The organism is Streptomyces sp. NPDC048604 (assembly GCF_043199435.1).
In the GTDB taxonomy this organism is placed as follows: Bacteria; Actinomycetota; Actinomycetes; order Streptomycetales; family Streptomycetaceae; genus Streptomyces.
Window position 1 is genome coordinate 439058 of the sequence record NZ_JBICVX010000006.1, and the last position, 18575, is coordinate 457632.

Below are 18575 nucleotides of genomic sequence, written 5' to 3' on the forward strand. Positions count from 1 at the left end.
TCCGCCGGAGGGATCCTGGGAACAGGAACGGCCCGCGGACAAGGAGGCAGGCCATGACACGCACGCTGCATTGGACGGTCGGCGTGGACCTGACCGAGGACGAGGGCACCACGAAGGCCCGTGCGGAACTCGACATGGGCTCGGCGAAGATCACCGGCAAGGGAACAGCCCGGTGCAACCCGTCGGACGTCGATGTCCCCGCGATCGGCGACGAACTGGCGGCCAGCCGTGCAATGAAGGACCTCGCGGGGCAGCTGATGCGCGTGGCCAACCGGGACATGGAAGCCGTCGGCGCGGACACCGTGCCGCAGCACACCGGCCCCGGTTACGGATGGCCGGAGGCGGTCACCTGACCCGCCCGACCCGTCGTACGACGCCTCGCCGCTGAGCCGGCCGGCTCAGCGGCTCGCGGCGGAGGGACGCGCGGAAGGGCGCGCCCCGTCGAGGGCTGCCCGGGTACGCGGGAGACTGCCGATGCCGGCGCGGCCGCGGTCCCACGGGAGTGGTGTCCCTCCCGGGGGTCACACGAGTACGTCCCTCCCGGGCTCACGACGAGTACGTCCCTCCCGGTCCCACGCGAGCACGCCCCCCTGCGCACGCGGCCCCGCCTCCCCTTACGCCGCCTCGTCCTCCTCGTACGTCAGCCGGTCCTCCACCTCCACCACGCCGTCCACCGACTCGCACAGGCGGACGACGATCGGGCCGAGGGTCCGGCGCGGGAGGGTGCCGCTGAGCGTCACACGGCCCTCGGAGACGTCGATCGAGACGGCCGACGGCGGGAGCCGGAGCGTCCGTGTGACGATCTCCTCCAGGATCTCCTCCTGGATCGCCCGGTCCCGGCGCAGGAACAGTTGGAGCAGGTCGCTGCGGCTCAGCACGCCGATCAGCCGTCCGTTCCCGTCGACCACCGGCAGCCGCTTGATGCGGTTCTTCTCCATCACCCGCGCCGCCTCGACCGCGCTCCACATCGGCCGCGCCACGACGGCGGGGCTCGACATCATGCCTTCGGCGGTGCTGGGGCCGTTCTTCTCCGTGTGCCGGCGCAACAGATCGGCCTCGGACACGACCCCCACGGGCCGATCGTCGTCGTCGACCACGGGCACGGCGGTGATGCCGTACTCGTCGAGCAGCCGCGCGATCTCCTTGAACGGTGTGCCGCGCTGCACGGCGACCGCCGTCGGGGTCATGAGATCGGCGACACTCCTGTGCCTCATCGCTTGCTCGTCCCTTCTCCGCCCCGCGTCGGGGCGCAGGCACCGGCGTCTCCGGTGTCCTGATATCGGAACGGGTGGTTCTATGGGAGAGGTTCCCCGCCGGAGGCCCATGGGCCCGTACGAGGGAGTGGCCCCGATGCGCCGAGAGGCTCCCATGCGCCGTGAGACCCCGATGCACGCCGAGCCGCACGCGCCGCGCCGCGCCCCGGAGCACCCCCGCGGCGACGTGGGCCGCCGGGTGGCCGCCCGGCGGCACGAACTCGGCCTGTCCCGCGAGGATCTGGCCCTGCGCGCCGGCTCCGCGCCCGGCTACATCCAGTACCTGGAGGAACAGCCCGCGACCCCCGGAGTGGCGTTCCTGCTGCGGCTCGCGGACGCCCTGGAGACCACCGTCCCAGTGCTGACCGGCGCGACCGAGGGCCCGTCGTCCGCCGAACTGCTGCGCAGTGTGGAGCTCGACGCCGCCGCCTGCTGGGAGCTGCTGGACACGCACGGCGTCGGCCGGATCGCCCGGAACACGCCGGACGGACCGGTGGTCCTGCCGGTCAACTACCTGGTCACGGACGGCGAGGTCGCGTTCCGCAGCACCGCACCGGGCGGGCCGGTACCCGCCGGTCCGGCGGTCTCCGGGCCCGCGCCCGCAGATGCCGCCGCCGGCACCGCTGCCGACGCCGACGCCGAACTCGCCTTCGAGGCCGACCACATCGACGAGGCGTCCGGCCAGGGCTGGAGCGTGCTGCTGGTGGGCCCGGTCCGCGACGTCACCGATCCCGCGATGGTCGAACGGCTTACCGCTCGTGGCGGCGGCGGCCCGTGGACCGGTGGCGAAGGCAGCCACTGGACGCTGCTCGTGCCCCGCCGCGTCACCGGCCGCCGCATCCTGCTCGCGGGCCCGTGAGCCACCAAGGACCGGCCTCGGGAGGCTCCCCTCATACGTGACCACGGGTCCAGTCCGGGCCTGTGCGTCGCCATTCGTACGCCCACTGCGCCGCGCGCCTGCGGTCCGCGAGCCGCCGTACGCAGACGCCCGTGAGAGCCGCCGTGCCGGCCGCGAGGGCCGTCGCGCTCGCGCCGATCGTGGCCGCGCCGAGCCAGATGTCGGTGCTGTTGAGCGGCGGAGTGGTCACCTTGTTGCGGTCGTCCAGCCAGATCCGTGTGTGCTCGCCGCGCTTCAGGTCCCCGGGGACCAGCGCCTTGCCCTGCCCCTGCTGACCGTCGGGCGCGGTCCAGCGCACCGCCACCAGGGCCTTCACACCGCGCCCCGAGTCGTACGCGGACGGGGCCACGTCCGCCGCGTTCTCCAGGACCACGGCGTCCACCTGGTCCCGGGTCGCGGCCTGCTCGACCGCCACGGCCCGGTCATGGCTCTGCACGGACCACGCCGTCGCCAGACCGGTCGCCGGCGCCCCCACCCAGAGGGCCGCCCCGACCGCGAGCAGGGCCCAGGCCTCGACGACATCCACGGGCCTGCGCAGCGGATGGGTGCGCCACTCCTGTCTCCACACGGGCGTGGGCATCATTCCCACCCCCCTTCGCGGGGCTTCCACTCCAGCGTGCCCCTGGCCGCCGGAGGCCGCCACGCGGCGGGCGGCTCCGACGCCGATACGGCACGCGGTGCCCCATGCCATGATCGACTTCACCCGATCGGACCGGTTTGGGGCCAGGTGCAGGACCAAGTTGAGGGGGCGCACGGCATGGAGTGGCAGCGGCGGACGGTCGTACGGGACGGGGTGGCTCTCGAGGTGCGGGACAGCGGCGGCGACGGCCCGCCGGTCCTCCTGCTGCACGGACTCGCCGGCCAGGCGGGGGAGTGGGACGCCACGGCCCGGCTGCTCGGGCCTCGCCACCGGGTCGTCGCCGTGGACCAGCGCGGCCACGGCGCGAGCGAGCGCCGGCCCGCGGACGTCTCGCGGGCCGCGTACGTCGCGGACGTCGTCGCGGTCCTCGACGCCCTGGACATCGACCGTGCCGTGCTGGCCGGCCAGTCCCTCGGCGGCCACACGGCGCTGCTGACCGCCGCCGCGCACCCGGACCGGGCCGCCGCGCTCGTCCTGGTGGACGCCTCGCCGGGCGGGCCGCACCCCGAGAGCCCCGGCGTCATCGGCGGCTGGCTGGACAGTTGGCCCGTGCCGTTCGCCTCGCGGGCCGCCGCCGTGGAGTTCCTGGGCGGCGGGGCGGTCGGCGAGGGCTGGGCGGGCGGCTTGGAGGAGCGGGCCGACGGCTGGTGGCCGCGGTTCGACCGGGACGTCATGGTCGCCGCCCTCGCGGAGAACGCCACGCGCTCCTGGTGGCGGGAGTGGGAGGCGGTGGTCTGCCCGACGCTGGTGCTGCTGGCCCAGGACAGCTTCGTCGACCGGGACGAGGCCGACGAGATGCTCGTACGGCGACCGCAGGGCACGTACGCCGCGTGTGTCCCCGGCACCGGGCACGACCTGCACCTCGAACGCCCCGACGCGCTGCACGCGGTGCTGGCGGCGTTCCTGGCGGCGGTCCGGCCCTGACCGGCAAGGCCGCGTGACGCCCCGTCCGGTGCCGACGGCACGAACGGCTCACGCGGCCGTGCCTGCCGCTGACCGCCGGTACGGCCCACGCGGCCGTGCCCCCGGTGACGACCCGTGCGGCTCACGCGGCCGCGCCCGCCGAGCTATTACGCAGTCCTTACGCGCGGCCCGACCTCCTGGCGGACCCATGACGGCGAGTCGATGATGGGCGGGTGAGCACGCCACCCCAGCTACCCGCCCCCTCGCCGTCTGCGCGTCCCACCCCCACCGACCGTCTCTTCGCCTGTCTCGCAGGCGCGGTGGCCGGGTTCGCGGCGCTGGGCGTCGCCGAACTCGTCGCCGCCGCGGTACGGCCCGTGGCCGGGCCGGTCACCGCGGTCGGCGGCTCGGTGATCGACCTGACGCCCGCAGCGGTCAAGGAATGGGCTATCCGCACGTTCGGCGAGAGCGACAAGACGGTCCTTCAGATCGGCATCGTGGTCGTGCTCGCCGTCGTCGCGGTGCTCCTCGGCCGCTGTGAGCTGTGGCGGCGGGGTGCCGGGGTCGCCGGGATGCTGGCCTTCGGGGTGCTCGGCGCGGCCGCCGCGGTGAGCCGTCCCGACGCCTCCAGCGCCGATGCCCTGCCGTCGCTGGTCGGCGCGTCCGCCGGTGCGGGGCTGCTGTACTGGCTCGTCGGCCGCATCCTCGCGGCGCCCGGCGCACCGGCTTCGTCCCGCCGCAGGTTCCTACTCGTGGCGGGCGGGACGGCCGCTGGCGCGGCGGGCGCCGTCGTGCTCGGCCGGGCGCTCGGCTCCACCCGTTCCCAGGACGCCGAGGCGTCCCGCGCGGCGGTACGGCTGCCCCGGCCCGACGAACCGGCCCCGCCGCGCCCGGCCGGCGCGCAGCTCGCCGTGCCCGGCGCCGTCCCGTTCATCACGCCCAACAAGGACTTCTACCGCGTCGACACGGCGCTCGTCGTGCCCAAGGTCGACGCGACGAGCTGGCGACTGCGTGTCCACGGACTCGGGGTCGCCAAGGAGCTCACCCTCTCCTTCGACGACCTTCTGGCCCGCCCGGTGCTCGAACGCGACCTCACCCTCAATTGCGTTTCCAACGAGGTCGGCGGCCCCTACATCGGCACCGCCCGGTGGACCGGCGTCCGCCTCGCCGACGTGCTCCGCGAGGCGGGCGTGCGGCCGCCGTCGCGGGGCGGTCCGGCCGACCAGCTCGTGGCCCGGTCCGTGGACGGCATCACGATCGGCACGCCCGTCGCGGACGTCATGGACGGCCGGGACGCGTTGCTCGCCTTCGGCATGAACGGCGAGCCGCTTCCCTTCACCCACGGTTTCCCGGTCCGGATGCTCGTCCCCGGCCTCTACGGCTATGTCTCCGCGTGCAAGTGGATCGAGGAGATCGAGCTGACGACCTTCGACGCCTACGACGCCTACTGGACGCGGAACGGCTGGGCGGCGAAGGCCCCCGTGAAGACCCAGTCCCGCATCGACACCCCGCGCGGCTCCGCCCGGCTGAGGGCGGGCACGGTGATGGTCGCGGGCGTGGCCTGGGCGCAGCGGCGCGGGATCGAGCGGGTCGAGGTCCGCATCGACGACGGGCCGTGGCAGCGGGCCGAACTGGCGGCCTCGGACGGCCCGGACACCTGGCGTCAGTGGTACCTGCGGTGGAGCGCGACCCCGGGCGACCACACGCTCGCGGTCCGTGCGACGGACGGCAGCGGCGAGACGCAGACGGCCCGTCGCACCGGCACGATGCCGGACGGCGCGACGGGCCACCACGAGATCCGGGTCACGGTGGAATGACGTCGGCCGCAAGCCGGACTGCCAGGACGACGATCAGCGCGCTGGACGCCGTCGCCGTGACCAGCCGCCCCAGGTCGCCGGTCAGGGTCCGCCCGAGGAGCGCGCCGCCCGAGGCCAGCAGCAGCTGCCAGGCGGCCGAGGCGGCGAACGCGGCGGCCACGTAGACGCTCTGCCGCGGCAGGTCGGCGACGGCGGCGCCCTGGCCGCCCATGACGAGGGCGGCGAAGTAGACCACGGTCAGCGGGTTCATCAGCGTGATCCCGAGGAAGCCCAGATAGGCCCGGACTGGGCCTGGCGGGGTCTCCTCGCGCGCCGGCCCGGCGGCGGCGCGGGCCCGGTAGCGGGAGATCGCCGTCGCCGCCCCGCGCACCGCGAGGACGATCAGGACGACGGCGGAGGCGAGGCGCAGCGGTACGAGGAACGGCCGGAGGACGGGTACGAGCGCCGCGCCGCCGGCCACGGCGAGCAGCGCGTACAGGCCGTCGGCCGTGGCGACGCCGAGGGCTGCGCTTGCGCCCGTCCTCAGGTTCGTCCGTGCGGTGACCGCCACGAGGTACGTCGCGACCGCCCCGACCGGCATGGCGATGCCGAGTCCGGCGAGCAGCCCCGCGACGAGCGCCCCGCTCACGCGTGCACGGGATCGAGCCTCCGCGGGCGGCCGGTCTGCTGCTGCTCGCGCACCGGACGGGCGGCGGGGAGCAGAGGCAGGGCGGCGGGGAAGGTCGTGTTCATGCCGTGGACCCTGACGGACGCCCGTCGCCGCCGGCAACCGGTTTTCCGCGCAGGACCCGGGCGCCCCTCAGGCCTTCGGAGGCTCCGGGAGGGCGAGTACGGTGCGGGCGGCGGCGCGGATCTCCTCGCGGGCCGCCTCCAGGCGGGCCGGTTCGTCGTCGTTGACGTCGTACGCCGTGATCAGGCCCTGGACGACGGGGCTGACCGTTCTGTCGAACCAGTGCCCGGGGCGGGCCAGGTCCCAGACGCGGTCCGCGCCCTCCACGGGGTCGACGGTGCCGTCCACGATCTGCACGAGAGCGCGCCGGACGATCCACCACGCCGCGTCGCCCTGGTCGGTCGGCAGACCGTCCCGGAGGGCGAGTTCGTCGACGACGGACTCGAAGAGGCCGGACGCCTCCGGCTCCTCGCGCCGCGTCAGGCCGGCGAGCCGGGCGAGCGACGGGGAGTCGACGCCGACGAGCAGCGCGTCGAGCGCTGCCCGGATCAGCCGGTCGGAGCCGACGAACTCGTACGCGAGCCGCTCGACCGCCAGCACCCGCAGTCGGTCGAGAGCCTCGTCCTCGGACATGATCCCCCCGGAGTGTGGACGGTGACCGTACCACCGGCCGGTTTCGGCCGTCGCGCGGCGAAGTGCCGCCGTGCGCCCTCGAGTCAGCGGAACTCGGTGCGGTGATAGGCGTCCGTCACGCAGTCCCGGGCGCACCCGGCGCGCTCGAACTGGCGCCGCAGCGCCGTCCCGGCCTGCCACGGCGGAACGTCCTCGTAGCCGAACCGTTCGTCCAGCACCCGCAGGACGTCGTCCACCGTCACGATCGCCGGCTCGCCCGGCCCCGCCGCGGCGCGCGCCGCGGCGATGGCCTCGTCCGCGGAGCGCAGCAGACGCCGGTGGTACTGGCGGGCGTCCACGGTCCGCGCCCGGACCCGTGACAGCGGACGCACGGCGCGGCCCTTCCAGACCACCCCGGCGGCCATCAGCACCGCCCCGGCGCCGATCACCAGCAGGCTGCCGACCGCGTCGGCTCCCCACGTCCACACCCGCCGGCCCTCCTTCGGCTTCCCGGCCCGTCTCCTAGGAGGACTTCACTCCCGGCCTCTAGGAGGTCTTCCCTCCCGGCCCCGGTTCCCAAGCCTCCCCGGGGCCGGACGCGTACAGCACGGTGTGGAACCGCCCCGGCCCCTCCGGCCCCGACCGCTCCCGCCCCGACGGATCGGCCCCCAGGGCGCGGACGGCCTCGACGGCGAACTCCTCCTCGCGGGCGTCCGTGAACAGCCGCTGCGGATACGTCCGGGAGACGTCCGCGACCGTGCGCAGCCCGTGTGCCGCCAGGGATTCGACGACGGGCGCGTACGAGACCGTGCGCAGCACGAACGCGCACACCCGCACCGGCTTTCGCGCGCAGTCGAGCAGCGCGTCGAAGGTACGCCGGGTCAGGTAGCTGCCGCCGCCGGTGAGGGTCAGCAGCCCGACCCCGGCCATCGCCTCCCGCAGCCGCGCGCTCGGCGCGTCGCGCTCCAGGTTCTCGGCGTACGCGTCGTCGAGCAGCCCGACGTCCTGGGCGTACCGCAGCGCGTGCGCGGCGATGTCGAGACCGATGACCGGGACGGCGTCGGCGCGCCGCCGGGTCCCGTAGAACTGCTTGTCCCGCAGCACCAGTTCCGCCGTCGTCAGGCGCTCGACGCCCGGCGCGGTGTAGTGCGCGTACAGCTCCGCCAGCGTCACGTCGTGGTTCAGCAGGGCCGCGTTGATCCCGTACGAGCAGGCCAGGTCGAGCACCGTCCCCGTGCCCGGCACAGCAGCGGCGCGCCGGAACGCGGACTGCGCGTGCTGCGGGATCTCGTACTCCAGCGGCGCGAGCCGACGGAAGTACGCCCGCGGATCGGGCTGGTCGTAGATGTCGTCGAACCGCGCCTTGCCGGCCATGGCGTACGCCTCCCTACACGTCCAGGGTCGCACCGCGCGAACCTGCAGCGATCCTGCGCGCCGTGCGCCCCCGTCCTCCCGTGCGCACCGGGGGCGCACGGGCGCGACAGGCGGGCCGGCCCGGGGGGACGGACGGGCACCATCCGGACGGTTTCGTGCAGGAGTCTTGTCACCTCGCCCCGACGTCCTTACGGTTCCGCTTACTTACTTGGAAGTAACACCGGGAGTAACACCCGGAGAGACCACCGGGAGGACCATCGTGTCTGCCGCACCGCGGGGCCGTTCCCGCCGGACGGCCGGGTGCATCGCCGCCGCGCTCGCCGTGCTCGCCGCCACCGGTTCGGGGGCCGCTCCCGCGGCGGCCGACCCCCCACTGCGCGAGGTCATGTTCGTCGGCAACAACTGGGAGGGCACCGCCGATGTGGTCGAGTCGCGCGGCGACTTCGCCCGCATCGGCCGGATCAACGTGATCCCGGACAAGGACCAGCGGCTGCTCGAGATCTATCTCAACCCGGTGAAGCTGGCCTTCTTCCTCGGCATCCGGGAGAGCGCGGGCGAGGGCCACGACCAGTTCGTCGACGACATGTACTCCACGCCCGACGGCACCGCCGTCGTCGTGTCCCGGCCGAGCTTCGCCGACGTGGTCTCCATCGACCTCGCCAGCGGGAAGATCAACTGGCGCTTCCCGGTCTCCGGGTTCCGCTCGGACCACATGGCCGTCTCGCCCGACGGCGAGCGGGTCGCCGTCTCCGCCTCGACGTCCAACACCGTGCATGTCCTCGACATCCGCACAGGGCGGGAGCTGGGCTCCTTCAAGGCCGGCGACAAGCCGCACGAGAACGTCTTCAGCCGCGACGGCAAGCTGCTGTGGAACATGGCGATCGGCGAGGTCAACACGGCGCTCGACGCGCCCTGGCTGGACTTCACCAAGGGCGACCGCCGCCTCACGCTCGTGGACGCCGCCACGTACCGCACCGTGAAGACCGTCGACATGCGCGAGCGCCTCGACGCCTTCGGCCGCAAGGACCTCTCCGACGCGGTCCGCCCGGTCGCCTTCACGCCCGACGAACGGCACCTGTACTTCCAGGTCTCGTTCTTCAACGGCCTGGTCGAGTACGACGTCGCCGGCGACAGGATCACCCGGGTGAAGACCCTGCCGAAGAACCCCGCCACCAGCGAGGACCGCACCACCTGGGTCAACGACTCGCGGCACCACGGCCTGTCCATGAGTCCCGGCGGGGACAAACTCTGCGTCGCCGGGACCATGGACGACTACGCCACCGTCGTCGACCGGGCCACCCTCCAGGAAGGGCCGCTGGTCCCGGCCTCCAAGCCGTACTGGGCGACCGTCAGTGGCGACGGCAAGTCCTGCGTGATCTCCGAGAGCGGCGCCGACCGGATCACCGCGATCGACTTCGCCACCGGGCGGAAGATCGCCTCGGTGCCGGTCGGCGACCACCCGCAGCGGGTGCGGCTCGGCCACGTCACCGCCGACTGGCGCCGCTGACAGTGCCCGGCTGAGGCGCCGCTGACGGCACCAGGCCGAGGCGCCGCCGACAGCGCCGCCTCAGCCGCTCAGCGCCTCCGCGATCGCGGCCGTGAACCGGTCGAGATCGCGGGGGCGGCGCGAGGTGATCAGCCGGTAGCCGCCCGCGTCGTCGACCACGACCTCCCGGTCGACCCAGGTGCCGCCGGCGTTCGACAGGTCCGCGCGCAGCGTCGGGTACGAGGTGAGCTCCCGGCCCTGGGCGAGGCCGCTGTCCACCAGGATCCACGGGCCGTGGCAGACGGCCGCCACGATCTTGCCCGCGCCGGCGAAGTCCGCGACCAGCCGCTGGGCGTTCCGGTCGATGCGCAGCCGGTCCGCGTTCACCGTGCCGCCGGGCACGATCACGGCGTCGTAGTCGGCCGCGGACACCTCGGCGAACGTGGCGTCCGGCCGGATCCGCTCTCCCGGCTCGCGGTCCGAGACGACCGTCTCGACGTCGTCGCCGGTGCGCGCCGCCACGGTGACCCGGGCGCCCGCCGCGCGCAGCGCGGCCACCGGCTTCAGCAGCTCGACCTGCTCCGTGCCGTGGTTCGTCGTGACGACCAGCACGTTCCGGCCGTCCAGAGGCTTCCCGGACATCTCGTCTTCCCGTCGTCGGTCCCGTCGCTGTGGGGGCACCACCCGGTTTCAGCCTCGCGCGACGGCCGCCGGGCCGCAAAGCGATGGCGCCGACGGTGCGCACCCCCTAGGGTCGGCCCCCATGGCGATCATGGGAGCGGACGACATCGACGCGGCGGTGGCGCTCACCGCCGCCTCTCTTCGGGAGCTGGCGGACCGGGACTGGTCGGTCCCCGCCGCGGGCCTCGACTGGAGCTGTTACGACACGGCGGTGCACATCGGCGGCGACTTCACCGCCTACGCGGGGCAGTTGACCGGCCGGGCGACCGACGCGTACGTCCCGTTCGAGATCACGGCCGACCCCGGCACCACCCCCGAGGGCCTGGTCCGGATCGTCGAGGCGACCGGCGGGCTGCTGTCGGCCGTGGTGCGGACCGCCCCCGAAGGCCTGACGGGCTGGCATCCCTTCGGCAGCGCCGGGGGCGACGGCTTCGCCGCCATGGGCGTCCTCGAGACGCTGCTGCACACCTACGACATCCTCGGCGCGCTGGGCGTCCCCGGCTGGCACGGCTCGGCCCCGCTCGCCGCCAAGGTCCTCGACCGGCTCTTCCCGCACACGCCGCGCGGCGAGGACCCCTGGCAGGACCTGCTGTGGGCCACCGGCCGCGCCGAGCGGCCGGGGCTGCCGGCGCTGAGTGCCTGGCGCTGGTACGCCGAACCGCTGCGCGGCGAGCGCGTCGTGCTCTGCGAGGTGTCGCCGCGGGTGGCGGACGACCTGCACGCGGAAGGCACAGGCGGCTTCGCCTGGGCCGACGGCGGACCCGGAGAGGGCACCCGGGCGGCGGCCGGCGGGATCGTGCGGGCCCGCGACAAGGGCGTGTACCGGCCGGGCTGGGGTCAGTACGCGATCGTCCGGGCCGCCGACGGCCTGGCGGTGGGCGCCATCGGCTTCCACACCGAGCCGGACGACGAGGGCGGTGTGGAGATCGGCTACGACGTCGTGGACTCGGCCCGGGGGCAGGGATACGCCACGGAGGCCCTGTGCGTCCTCGCCGACTGGGCGTTCCGCCGGCCCGAGGTCGCCACCCTGCGGGCGCGCGTCGACGAGCACAACGACGCCTCGCGGAGGGTGCTGGTGCGGGCGGGCTTCAGGGAGACGGGCACGGTGTCGTACGAGCGCGGCAGGCCGGCCCCGCCGGCGACCCCGCCGGCCGGCTGACTCCGGACGGGGGGACCGTGTGACGGCGGGTGCGGCGGGCGACGCGGCGGCCGGATCCCGACGGTGCACGGATGCGGAGAGCCGGGGCTGTCGGACCCGGCGGGTACGGTCGCCATCATGACCGAGCCCACGACCGAGCCCGCCCTCGTGACGGCGGCCGAGCCCGCGACCGAGCCCGCCTTCGTGACCGCCACGCGCGCCTCGTACGACGCCATCGCCTCCGGGTACGCCGAGCGCTTCGCCGGCGTGCACGAGGCCCAGCCCCTCGCCCTCGCGATGCTGGACGCCTTCGCCGCCCTGGTCCGCGCGGCCGGCGGCGGTCCCGTCGTGGAGGTCGGCTCGGGGCCGGGCGAGGTCACCGCCCTGCTGCACGCCCGCGGGCTCGACGTCCACGGCATCGACCTCTCCCCGGCGATGGTCGCGCTGGCCCGACGCGACCACCCGCAGGTGCGTTTCGAGGAGGGCAGCATGACCGCGCTCGACCTGGGCGACGGCGCTCTGCGCGGCCTGGTCGCCTGGTACTCGCTCATCCACATAGCCCCGGAGGCGGTTGCGGACGTGCTCGCCGGGTTCCACCGCGTCCTGGCCCCCGGCGGACTGCTGCTGCTCGCCTTCCAGGTCGGTGACGAACCACAGCGCCACACCGAGGGGTTCGGGCACGAGATCGCGCTCGACTTCCACCGGCTGCGCCCGGAGCGCGTCGAACGGCAGCTCGCCGACGCCGGTTTCCTCGTCCAGGCCCGGATGGAACGCGAGGCGAGCGGGACGGAGCCGACCCCGCAGGCGTACGTGCTGGCCCGCAGGGGTCGCTAGCGGCGCGACGGGCTCAGAGCCAGCCCTTGCGGCGGAAGTTGCGGTGGATCAGGAAGCACGCCAGGACCATCGCGGCCACGGCGGCGGGATAGCCGTACGTCCAGTGCAGCTCGGGCATGTGATCGAAGTTCATCCCGTACACGCCGCAGACCATCGTCGGCACCGCGATGATCGCCGCCCACGCGGTGATCTTCCGCATGTCCTCGTTCTGCGCCAGCGTCACCTGGGCGAGATGGGCCTGGAGGATCGAGTCGAGCAGGGCGTCGTACGCCGCTATCTGCTCGGTCACGCGCGTGAGGTGCCCCGCCACGTCCCGGAAGTACGGCACGAGTTCGGGGTCGAGCGGAGCCGTCGGCGAGGCCGCCAGCTGCTGGAGCGGGCGGTCCAGCGGGGCCACCGCCCGCTTGAACTCCATCAGCTCCCGCTTCAGCTGGTAGATGTGTCCGGCGTCGGCGCGGGCGGCGTCCTCGCTGAACACCTGCGTCTCGACGGTGTCGAGGTCGTTCTGCAGCGCGTCGGTCACCGTGAGGTAGTCGTCCACCGCCCGGTCCATCACCGCGTGCAGCACGGCCGCCGGTCCCATGGCGAGCTGGCCCGGCACGGACTCCAGGGCCTCCCGCAGAGGGCCGAGCGAGCCCTGCAGGCCGCGGCTGACGGTCAGGACGAAGTCCGGGCCCGCGAAGACCAGCAGTTCGCCGGTGTCCACGATCTCGCTGGTCGCGGTGAGCTCCGCGTGGTCGACGTAGCGGCAGGTCTTCAGGATCGCGAGCAGAGTGTCGTCGTACCGCTCGAAGCGCGGCCGCTGATGCGGGTGCAGCGCGTGCTCCGCGGCCAGCGGGTGCAGCGCGAACAGCTCGGCCATGGCCGTGACCTCCTCGGCCGTCGGCTCGTGCAGGCCCACCCAGACGAAGCCGGCGCCCGCCTTGCGGACCCGCTCCACCGCCTCCTGCGCCGGATACGCGCCCGGCTGCCGGACGCCGTTCTCGTAGATCACGCAGTTCACGACCGAACTCCCCAGCGGGGAACGGGCGGGATGGCTCAGGTCCACGGTCCGGCGGTAGGCACGGCGCATCAGACGCCGGAGGTTGCGGATCACGGACACGGGACTTGCTCCTTCTTTCGACCGTCGGCCTTGCGGCCGGTGGCCTCTCGACCGGCGGCAAGTGTGCCATTCGATCACACACAGCTCTGCGTAGACACTGTCTACTCCGATGAGTAGACAGTGTCTACGTGGAGCTGGTAGACACTTTCCATGATCGAACGACACGAGGCCGGGCTGCGCGCCCGGCTCGTCGCGGCCGGCGTCGAACTCGTCACCCGGGAGGGCGCGCAGGCGCTCACCCTGCGCGAGATCGCGCGCCGGGCGGGCGTCTCTCACGGCGCGCCCCGACGCCACTTCCCGACCCATCTGTCCCTGCTCTCCGCCATCGCGGCGGAGGGCTTCGCGATGCTGGGCGCGCGGCTCGCGGCCGCGACGGAGACCGCGGGGCCGGAGCCCCGGGCGCGGGTGGCCGCGCTGGGGCGGGCCTACCTGGAGTTCGCGTTCGCCGAGCGCGGCATGTACGAGCTGATGTTCCGCCACGACCTGCTGGAGAGCGGCCGCCAGGGCGGCCTGCGCACCACGAGCCTCCCGCTCTTCGAACAGTTCACGGCGCTGGTCGACCAGGCCCGTACGGCGACCGGCGCCCCGGCCGCGGTCGCCGCCGGAGCCCTGTGGGCCAACCTGCACGGCATCGCGCAACTATGGGGCTGGGGCAGCCTGCAGCTCGCGACGGGCGCGGACGACGCGGAGCCGCTGCTGAGGGCGGCGCTGGACGCACACCTGGGCCGGGAGGAAAAGTGACCGCCGCGAGTTTGATACGCGACCCGGCCCAGAGTTCAGCCGCGTACCGGCGACTCACGCTCGCCGGCAGCGTCGGCGGGGCCGTGATCGTCGCGCTCGACGGGACGCTGCTCACCGTCGCCCAGCCCACCCTCCAGCGCGACCTGGACGCCTCCTTCGTCCAGGTCCAGTGGACCAGCACCGGCTATCTCATCGCCGTCGCGTCGCTGCTCGTGCTCGCCGGGAGGCTGGGGGACCGGTACGGACACCGGCGGCTGTTCGCGCTCGGCACGCTCGGTTTCGCCGCCGCGTCCGCCGGGATCGGCGTCGCCCCCGACATCGACTGGGTGGTCGGGCTGCGGGTCGCCCAGGGGGTGTTCGGGGCGCTGCTGCAGCCCGCCACGCTGGGGATGCTGCGCGCGGCCTACCCGCCGGACCGGCTCGGGATGCCGCTGGCGCTGCGCACCAGCGCGATCGGCGTCGCGGCCGCCGCCGGGCCGCTGGTCGGCGGCGTCCTCGTGACGCACCTCGGCTGGCGCTCCGTGTTCCTGCTCACCGTCGTCCCCGCGCTCGCGATCGCCTTGCCCGTACTACTCGTGCGCGACACCGGGCGGCACGGGCGCCCCGGACCGGGCGCGGGCGCCGAGTCGGGCGCGGGCCCCGAGCCGCACCGGGGCTCCGAGCAGCCGCCCGCCCTGGACCTGCCTGGCGCCGGCCTGCTCGCCGCCGCCCTCGCCTGTTTCGTGCACGCCCTCGTGACCCTTCCGGAGGCCGGCTCCCGAGCGGACTCCGTCCTCGGGCTGCTCGCGGCCGCCGCCCTCGGCGCGGCGTTCGTGCGCCGCGAAAGGCGCACCCCCGACCCGCTCGTACCGCCCCACGTCCTGCGGCCCGTCGCCGTCCGCGGCGCGCTCGGGGCGCTCGTCGCGGCCTCCGCGGCTCTGTTCGGCACGCTCTTCGTCTGTACGTACCTGCTCCAGGACGTGCGGCGCCTCGACCCGCTGGCCACCGGGCTGACCGTCCTGCCGCTCGCCGTCATGATGGTGCCGGCCGCCCCCGTCGCCGCGCTGCTGGCGCGGCGCTGCGGTCCGCGGCCGACGGCGGTCGGGGCGGCGCTCCTGCTGACGCTGGGCATCCTGGTGCTGTCCGTGCTGGGTGCGGACACCGGCCGGATGGCAGTCGCGGGCGCGTCCGCGCTGGTCGGCGCCGGGTTCGGCGCGTTGATGGTCACGGCGACGACGGTCGTGGTTCGGCACGCCCCGGCGGCCGACGCCGGGGTGGCGGGCGGACTCCAGCAGACCGCCATGAACGTCGGCCCCGTCCTCGGCGTCGCCGTGGCGACCACGCTCCTCTCCCGCGGCCCCTTCGCCGAGGCGACCGGCCCCGCCCTGGCCGTTCTCGCCTCCGTCGCCGCGGCGGGCGCGCTCCTCGCGACCCGGCTGCCCGGAGAGCGAGCCGACGCGCCTCGGGAACGCGCCGACGTGCCCCGGGAATGAGCCGTCGCCGCCCGTCCGTCTAAAGTGACCGACCTCGCCACAGCGAGATCCAGAACGACGACCCGACAAGGGGGTTCGCGGTGCGGGAGCTGCAACTGGCCGGGACGGAGGCGTACATCCGCTGGCTCGACCTGCCGGGCGACGAAGCCGGCGCGCCGGTACGCGTGTACGTGCACGGCCTGGGCTGCACCGGCCCCTCCGACTTCGCGCCCGTCGTCGCGCGGCCCGCGCTGCGCGGCAGCCGTTCCCTGGTCGTGGATCTGCTCGGGCACGGACTCAGCGACCGCCCGCGCGACTTCGGCTACCGGATGGAGGACCAGGCCGCGGTTCTCGCCGAACTGCTCGACCACGAGGGGCTGCGCGACGTCGACCTCGTCGGCCACTCGATGGGCGGCGCCGTCGCGATCCGGCTCGCCGCCGCGCGCCCGGACCTGGTCGCCCGGCTCGTCGTCGCGGAGCCCAACCTGTATCCGGGCGGAGGCGTGTTCAGCACCCCGGTGGCGCGGCAGTCCGAGGAGGAGTTCGTCCGCGAGGGCCACGCCCGGATGCTTGCCGAGCAGGCCCCGGACTACGCGGCGCGGGTGCGCCTCGCGGACCCGGTGGCCCTGCACCGCAGCGCCGTCGCCCTCGTCGAGGGCAGCGTGCCGAGCGGGGGCGAGCTGCTGACCGCGCTCGACCGGCCGCGCGCCTTCCTGGTCGGCGAGCGCAGCCGCCCCGACGCGGAGGCGGACGCCATGGCAGCCGCCGGGGTCCCGGTCTTCGACGTGCTGTCCGCGGGACACAACATGCTCATCGAGAACCCGGACGGCTTCGCCGAGACCCTGGTCCGCGCACTTGCAGGAGCCCGCGCCTCGAAGGGCCACCGGTTCCCAACTGGACCTTAACGGCGGCGAGTCGGCACTCGTACGGTCGGACGGGCCCGCACCCGGGCCTCAGACGCGCCGAACGAGGAACGTGAACCGTGATCGTCATCGCCCATGTCAGCGACATCCACGTCGACGAGGAGCCGCGCAGCATCGCCCGCACCCGGGCGGTCATGCAGTACCTGGAGGACCTGCCGTACGACCTGGACGCCGTCCTCGTCACCGGCGACATCGCCGACCACGCCGAACCCGCCGAGTACGAGAACGTCCGCGGACTGCTGCGCTCCCGGCACCCGGTGCTGGTCTGCCCCGGGAACCACGACGACCGCGATGCGTTCCGGCGCGTGCTGCTCGGCGAGGAGGACACCGGGCGGCCGGACGCGCCGGTGAACCGGGTGCACCGCGGGGACGGCTTCGTCGTCGCGCTGTGCGACTCCTCCGTCCCCGGCAAGCACGAGGGGTTCCTGGAGGACGAGACGCTGGACTGGCTGGAGGGCGTGCTCGCCGACACGCCGCACGACGTGCCCGTTCTGGTGGGCTTCCACCACCCGCCCGTCCCGCTGAACACGCCCTACGTCGACGAGATCCGGCAGTACGGCGAGGAGCGGCTCGCCGCGCTGGCGGACCGCCATCCGCACCTGACCGCCTTCCTCGCCGGCCACGCGCACACGGCCGCGGCCACCACGTTCGCCGGCCGACCGCTGCTGGTCGCGCCGGGCGTCGTCTCCGCGCTGCGGTTCCCGTGGGAGCACCCGGGCCGGACGGTCGAGCACGTCCACCTGGACCTTCCGCCCGCCGTCGCCTTCCACGTGATCGACGAGACGGGCCGTCTCACCACCCACTACCGCTCGGTTCCCGTCGGACCCGCGGCCTCCTGACCCGGGCCCTCGGGCTCAGGAGTAGTGCGGGACGTGCCGCGCCGCCCAGTCGGCCAAGGCACGGGCGCTGTCGGCGACCGATTCCCGCCAGCTGCGGGCCGCGCCCTCGCCGGCCTCGTCGCTGACGTGCTTCACGAGACGGATCGGAACGCCGGCCCGGTGAGCCACCGTCGCCAGCGCGTACCCCTCCATGTCGACCAGCGCCGCCCGCTCCGCGAGACGGGCCCGGGCGGCCTCGTCGGAGATGAACGCGTCACCGGTCGCCAGCGTCGGCCCGCCCTCGGCGTCCGGCAGCGTCAGCGGAGCGCCGTACAGCTCGCCGGTGAGCGTCGCGAGCAGCTCCCCGTCGAGGTCGTGCTGGATCACCGTCCCGACGACATGTGTCCCGGACAGCCCGGTGCGCAGCGCGCCCGCCGTGCCCAGGTTCACGATGCCGGAGGGCAGCGGGCCCCGTCCGAGGACGGTGGCCAGGGCGGTCGCCGCGTTGACCTTGCCCATGCCGGTCAGCAGCACGGGCAGCCCGGTGTCCAGGTACTGCGCCTCTTCCTTGACGGCCAGCACCAGCAACGGACGGTCGGCGGTGATCTGCCCCATGAGTTCCATGCCCCCACGCTAACCGGACGGCCCGCACGGATGAAGCCCGGGTGAAGGACCGCCTCCATGACCCCCGCGAACGCCGCCGCCGCGCGGCCGTCTGCTCAGCCGCCGCCCTCGAAGCCGGTGGTGCCGTCGGGCAGGACGGCCTCGACCCTGGCGCCGTGCTCGACCGTGCGGCTGACCGTGCAGTAGCGCTCGTGGGTCAGCAGCACGCCGCGGGCGAACTTCTCCGCGGCATGCACGTCGTCCGCCGGGAGATCCAGCTCGTAGCTGACCCGGATCCTTCCGATCCGGCCGTCGTCGTCCGGGCCGGACGACGACTCCACGACGATCCGCAGGTCGTCATGGGCCACGGTCCGGGCGGTCCGGTCGACGACGAGCCCGCCGCAGCCCGCCATGGCCGCGAGCAGCAGCTCGACGGGCGTGAACGACGGCTGGCCCAGGTCGTCGTCCGCCGCCGCGATACGGACCTCCGCGCCCCGGTCGTTGCGGGCCGTCCAACGGCGGAACCCGTCACGCGTGCTCTCGATGCGGTACTCGGCCATGGTGCGGGGCTCCTCGGGGTCTCGTCCGGCGTGGCACCCAAGGAACCCCACGTCCGCTTCCCGCACCAAGC

At 74.3% G+C, this 18575-nt stretch carries 21 protein-coding genes; 11 read left to right on the forward strand and 10 right to left on the reverse strand.

Annotated features, from left to right (window positions below; all coding sequences use genetic code 11):
- The first annotated feature begins 53 nt into the window (after positions 1–53).
- On the forward strand, positions 54–353 hold the full coding sequence (locus tag ACGFMM_RS16010; RefSeq protein WP_393646907.1) for a DUF1876 domain-containing protein: 300 nt from the start codon (positions 54–56) through the stop codon (positions 351–353).
- 261 nt (positions 354–614) lie between these two features.
- Here ACGFMM_RS16010 and ACGFMM_RS16015 read toward each other — a convergent pair whose 3' ends face one another.
- Positions 615–1214, reverse strand: a complete 600-nt coding sequence (locus ACGFMM_RS16015) for a CBS domain-containing protein (protein ID WP_393646908.1) — start codon at positions 1212–1214, stop codon at positions 615–617.
- Positions 1215–1368: 154 nt separating this feature from the next.
- On the opposite strand from ACGFMM_RS16015, the gene ACGFMM_RS16020 reads away from it, so the two are divergent.
- Positions 1369–2112, forward strand: a complete 744-nt coding sequence (locus ACGFMM_RS16020; protein WP_393646909.1) for a helix-turn-helix domain-containing protein — start codon at positions 1369–1371, stop codon at positions 2110–2112.
- Between the two features lie 31 nt (positions 2113–2143).
- Here ACGFMM_RS16020 and ACGFMM_RS16025 read toward each other — a convergent pair whose 3' ends face one another.
- Complete coding sequence (locus ACGFMM_RS16025) at positions 2144–2734, reverse strand: hypothetical protein (protein WP_393646910.1); 591 nt, start codon at positions 2732–2734, stop codon at positions 2144–2146.
- 174 nt (positions 2735–2908) lie between these two features.
- Between ACGFMM_RS16025 and ACGFMM_RS16030 the strand changes: the two genes are divergently transcribed.
- Positions 2909–3715 carry an alpha/beta fold hydrolase gene (locus tag ACGFMM_RS16030; RefSeq protein ID WP_393646911.1) on the forward strand — a complete coding sequence of 269 codons (807 nt, stop codon included), beginning with the start codon at positions 2909–2911 and terminating at the stop codon, positions 3713–3715.
- A 212-nt stretch (positions 3716–3927) separates the two neighbouring features.
- A complete protein-coding gene (locus tag ACGFMM_RS16035) occupies positions 3928–5511 on the forward strand; it encodes a molybdopterin-dependent oxidoreductase (RefSeq protein WP_393646912.1) in 1584 nt (527 codons plus the stop codon).
- On the opposite strand, the gene ACGFMM_RS16040 is transcribed toward ACGFMM_RS16035, so the two are convergent.
- The 4 genes from ACGFMM_RS16040 to ACGFMM_RS16055 form a co-directional block, all read right to left on the reverse strand.
- The gene (locus ACGFMM_RS16040) at positions 5498–6139 is read right to left on the reverse strand and encodes a LysE family transporter (RefSeq protein WP_393646913.1); all 642 of its coding nucleotides are present in this window, start codon (positions 6137–6139) and stop codon (positions 5498–5500) included. The two genes, ACGFMM_RS16035 and ACGFMM_RS16040, sit on opposite strands and share 14 nt — an antisense overlap.
- A gap of 171 nt (positions 6140–6310) precedes the next feature.
- A complete protein-coding gene (locus tag ACGFMM_RS16045) occupies positions 6311–6814 on the reverse strand; it encodes a hypothetical protein (RefSeq protein WP_393646914.1) in 504 nt (167 codons plus the stop codon).
- 83 nt (positions 6815–6897) lie between these two features.
- The gene (locus ACGFMM_RS16050; protein ID WP_393646915.1) at positions 6898–7281 is read right to left on the reverse strand and encodes a hypothetical protein; all 384 of its coding nucleotides are present in this window, start codon (positions 7279–7281) and stop codon (positions 6898–6900) included.
- Between the two features lie 58 nt (positions 7282–7339).
- Positions 7340–8167, reverse strand: a complete 828-nt coding sequence (locus tag ACGFMM_RS16055) for a hypothetical protein (RefSeq protein ID WP_393646916.1) — start codon at positions 8165–8167, stop codon at positions 7340–7342.
- A gap of 259 nt (positions 8168–8426) precedes the next feature.
- Here ACGFMM_RS16055 and ACGFMM_RS16060 point away from each other — a divergent pair, with 259 nt between their 5' ends.
- Positions 8427–9674 (forward strand): YncE family protein, encoded by a 1248-nt coding sequence (locus ACGFMM_RS16060; protein ID WP_393646917.1) that lies wholly within the window; start codon positions 8427–8429, stop codon positions 9672–9674.
- A 60-nt stretch (positions 9675–9734) separates the two neighbouring features.
- Here the strand turns inward: ACGFMM_RS16060 and ACGFMM_RS16065 are convergent, their stop codons facing one another.
- Positions 9735–10295: a type 1 glutamine amidotransferase domain-containing protein gene (locus ACGFMM_RS16065; RefSeq protein WP_393646918.1), complete on the reverse strand. Its 561-nt coding sequence runs from the start codon at positions 10293–10295 to the stop codon at positions 9735–9737.
- Positions 10296–10416: 121 nt separating this feature from the next.
- Here ACGFMM_RS16065 and ACGFMM_RS16070 point away from each other — a divergent pair, with 121 nt between their 5' ends.
- Positions 10417–11493 carry a GNAT family N-acetyltransferase gene (locus ACGFMM_RS16070; RefSeq protein ID WP_393646919.1) on the forward strand — a complete coding sequence of 359 codons (1077 nt, stop codon included), beginning with the start codon at positions 10417–10419 and terminating at the stop codon, positions 11491–11493.
- A gap of 117 nt (positions 11494–11610) precedes the next feature.
- Positions 11611–12306, forward strand: a complete 696-nt coding sequence (locus tag ACGFMM_RS16075) for a class I SAM-dependent methyltransferase (RefSeq protein WP_393646920.1) — start codon at positions 11611–11613, stop codon at positions 12304–12306.
- 13 nt (positions 12307–12319) lie between these two features.
- Here ACGFMM_RS16075 and ACGFMM_RS16080 read toward each other — a convergent pair whose 3' ends face one another.
- Complete coding sequence (locus ACGFMM_RS16080) at positions 12320–13408, reverse strand: magnesium and cobalt transport protein CorA (protein ID WP_393646921.1); 1089 nt, start codon at positions 13406–13408, stop codon at positions 12320–12322.
- A gap of 150 nt (positions 13409–13558) precedes the next feature.
- On the opposite strand from ACGFMM_RS16080, the gene ACGFMM_RS16085 reads away from it, so the two are divergent.
- From ACGFMM_RS16085 to ACGFMM_RS16100, 4 genes are all read left to right on the forward strand, one after another.
- A complete protein-coding gene (locus ACGFMM_RS16085) occupies positions 13559–14149 on the forward strand; it encodes a TetR/AcrR family transcriptional regulator (RefSeq protein WP_393646922.1) in 591 nt (196 codons plus the stop codon).
- Complete coding sequence (locus tag ACGFMM_RS16090) at positions 14146–15621, forward strand: MFS transporter (RefSeq protein WP_393646923.1); 1476 nt, start codon at positions 14146–14148, stop codon at positions 15619–15621. The genes ACGFMM_RS16085 and ACGFMM_RS16090 overlap by 4 nt, the downstream gene beginning before the upstream one ends.
- An 80-nt stretch (positions 15622–15701) precedes the next feature.
- Positions 15702–16505 (forward strand): alpha/beta fold hydrolase, encoded by an 804-nt coding sequence (locus ACGFMM_RS16095; RefSeq protein ID WP_393646924.1) that lies wholly within the window; start codon positions 15702–15704, stop codon positions 16503–16505.
- Positions 16506–16582: 77 nt separating this feature from the next.
- Positions 16583–17362 carry a metallophosphoesterase gene (locus ACGFMM_RS16100; protein WP_393646925.1) on the forward strand — a complete coding sequence of 260 codons (780 nt, stop codon included), beginning with the start codon at positions 16583–16585 and terminating at the stop codon, positions 17360–17362.
- A gap of 15 nt (positions 17363–17377) precedes the next feature.
- Here the strand turns inward: ACGFMM_RS16100 and ACGFMM_RS16105 are convergent, their stop codons facing one another.
- Both ACGFMM_RS16105 and ACGFMM_RS16110 read right to left on the reverse strand, forming a co-directional pair.
- Positions 17378–17965: a nucleosidase gene (locus tag ACGFMM_RS16105; protein WP_393646926.1), complete on the reverse strand. Its 588-nt coding sequence runs from the start codon at positions 17963–17965 to the stop codon at positions 17378–17380.
- Positions 17966–18060: 95 nt separating this feature from the next.
- Complete coding sequence (locus ACGFMM_RS16110; protein WP_393646927.1) at positions 18061–18504, reverse strand: OsmC family protein; 444 nt, start codon at positions 18502–18504, stop codon at positions 18061–18063.
- Positions 18505–18575: the final 71 nt, after the last annotated feature.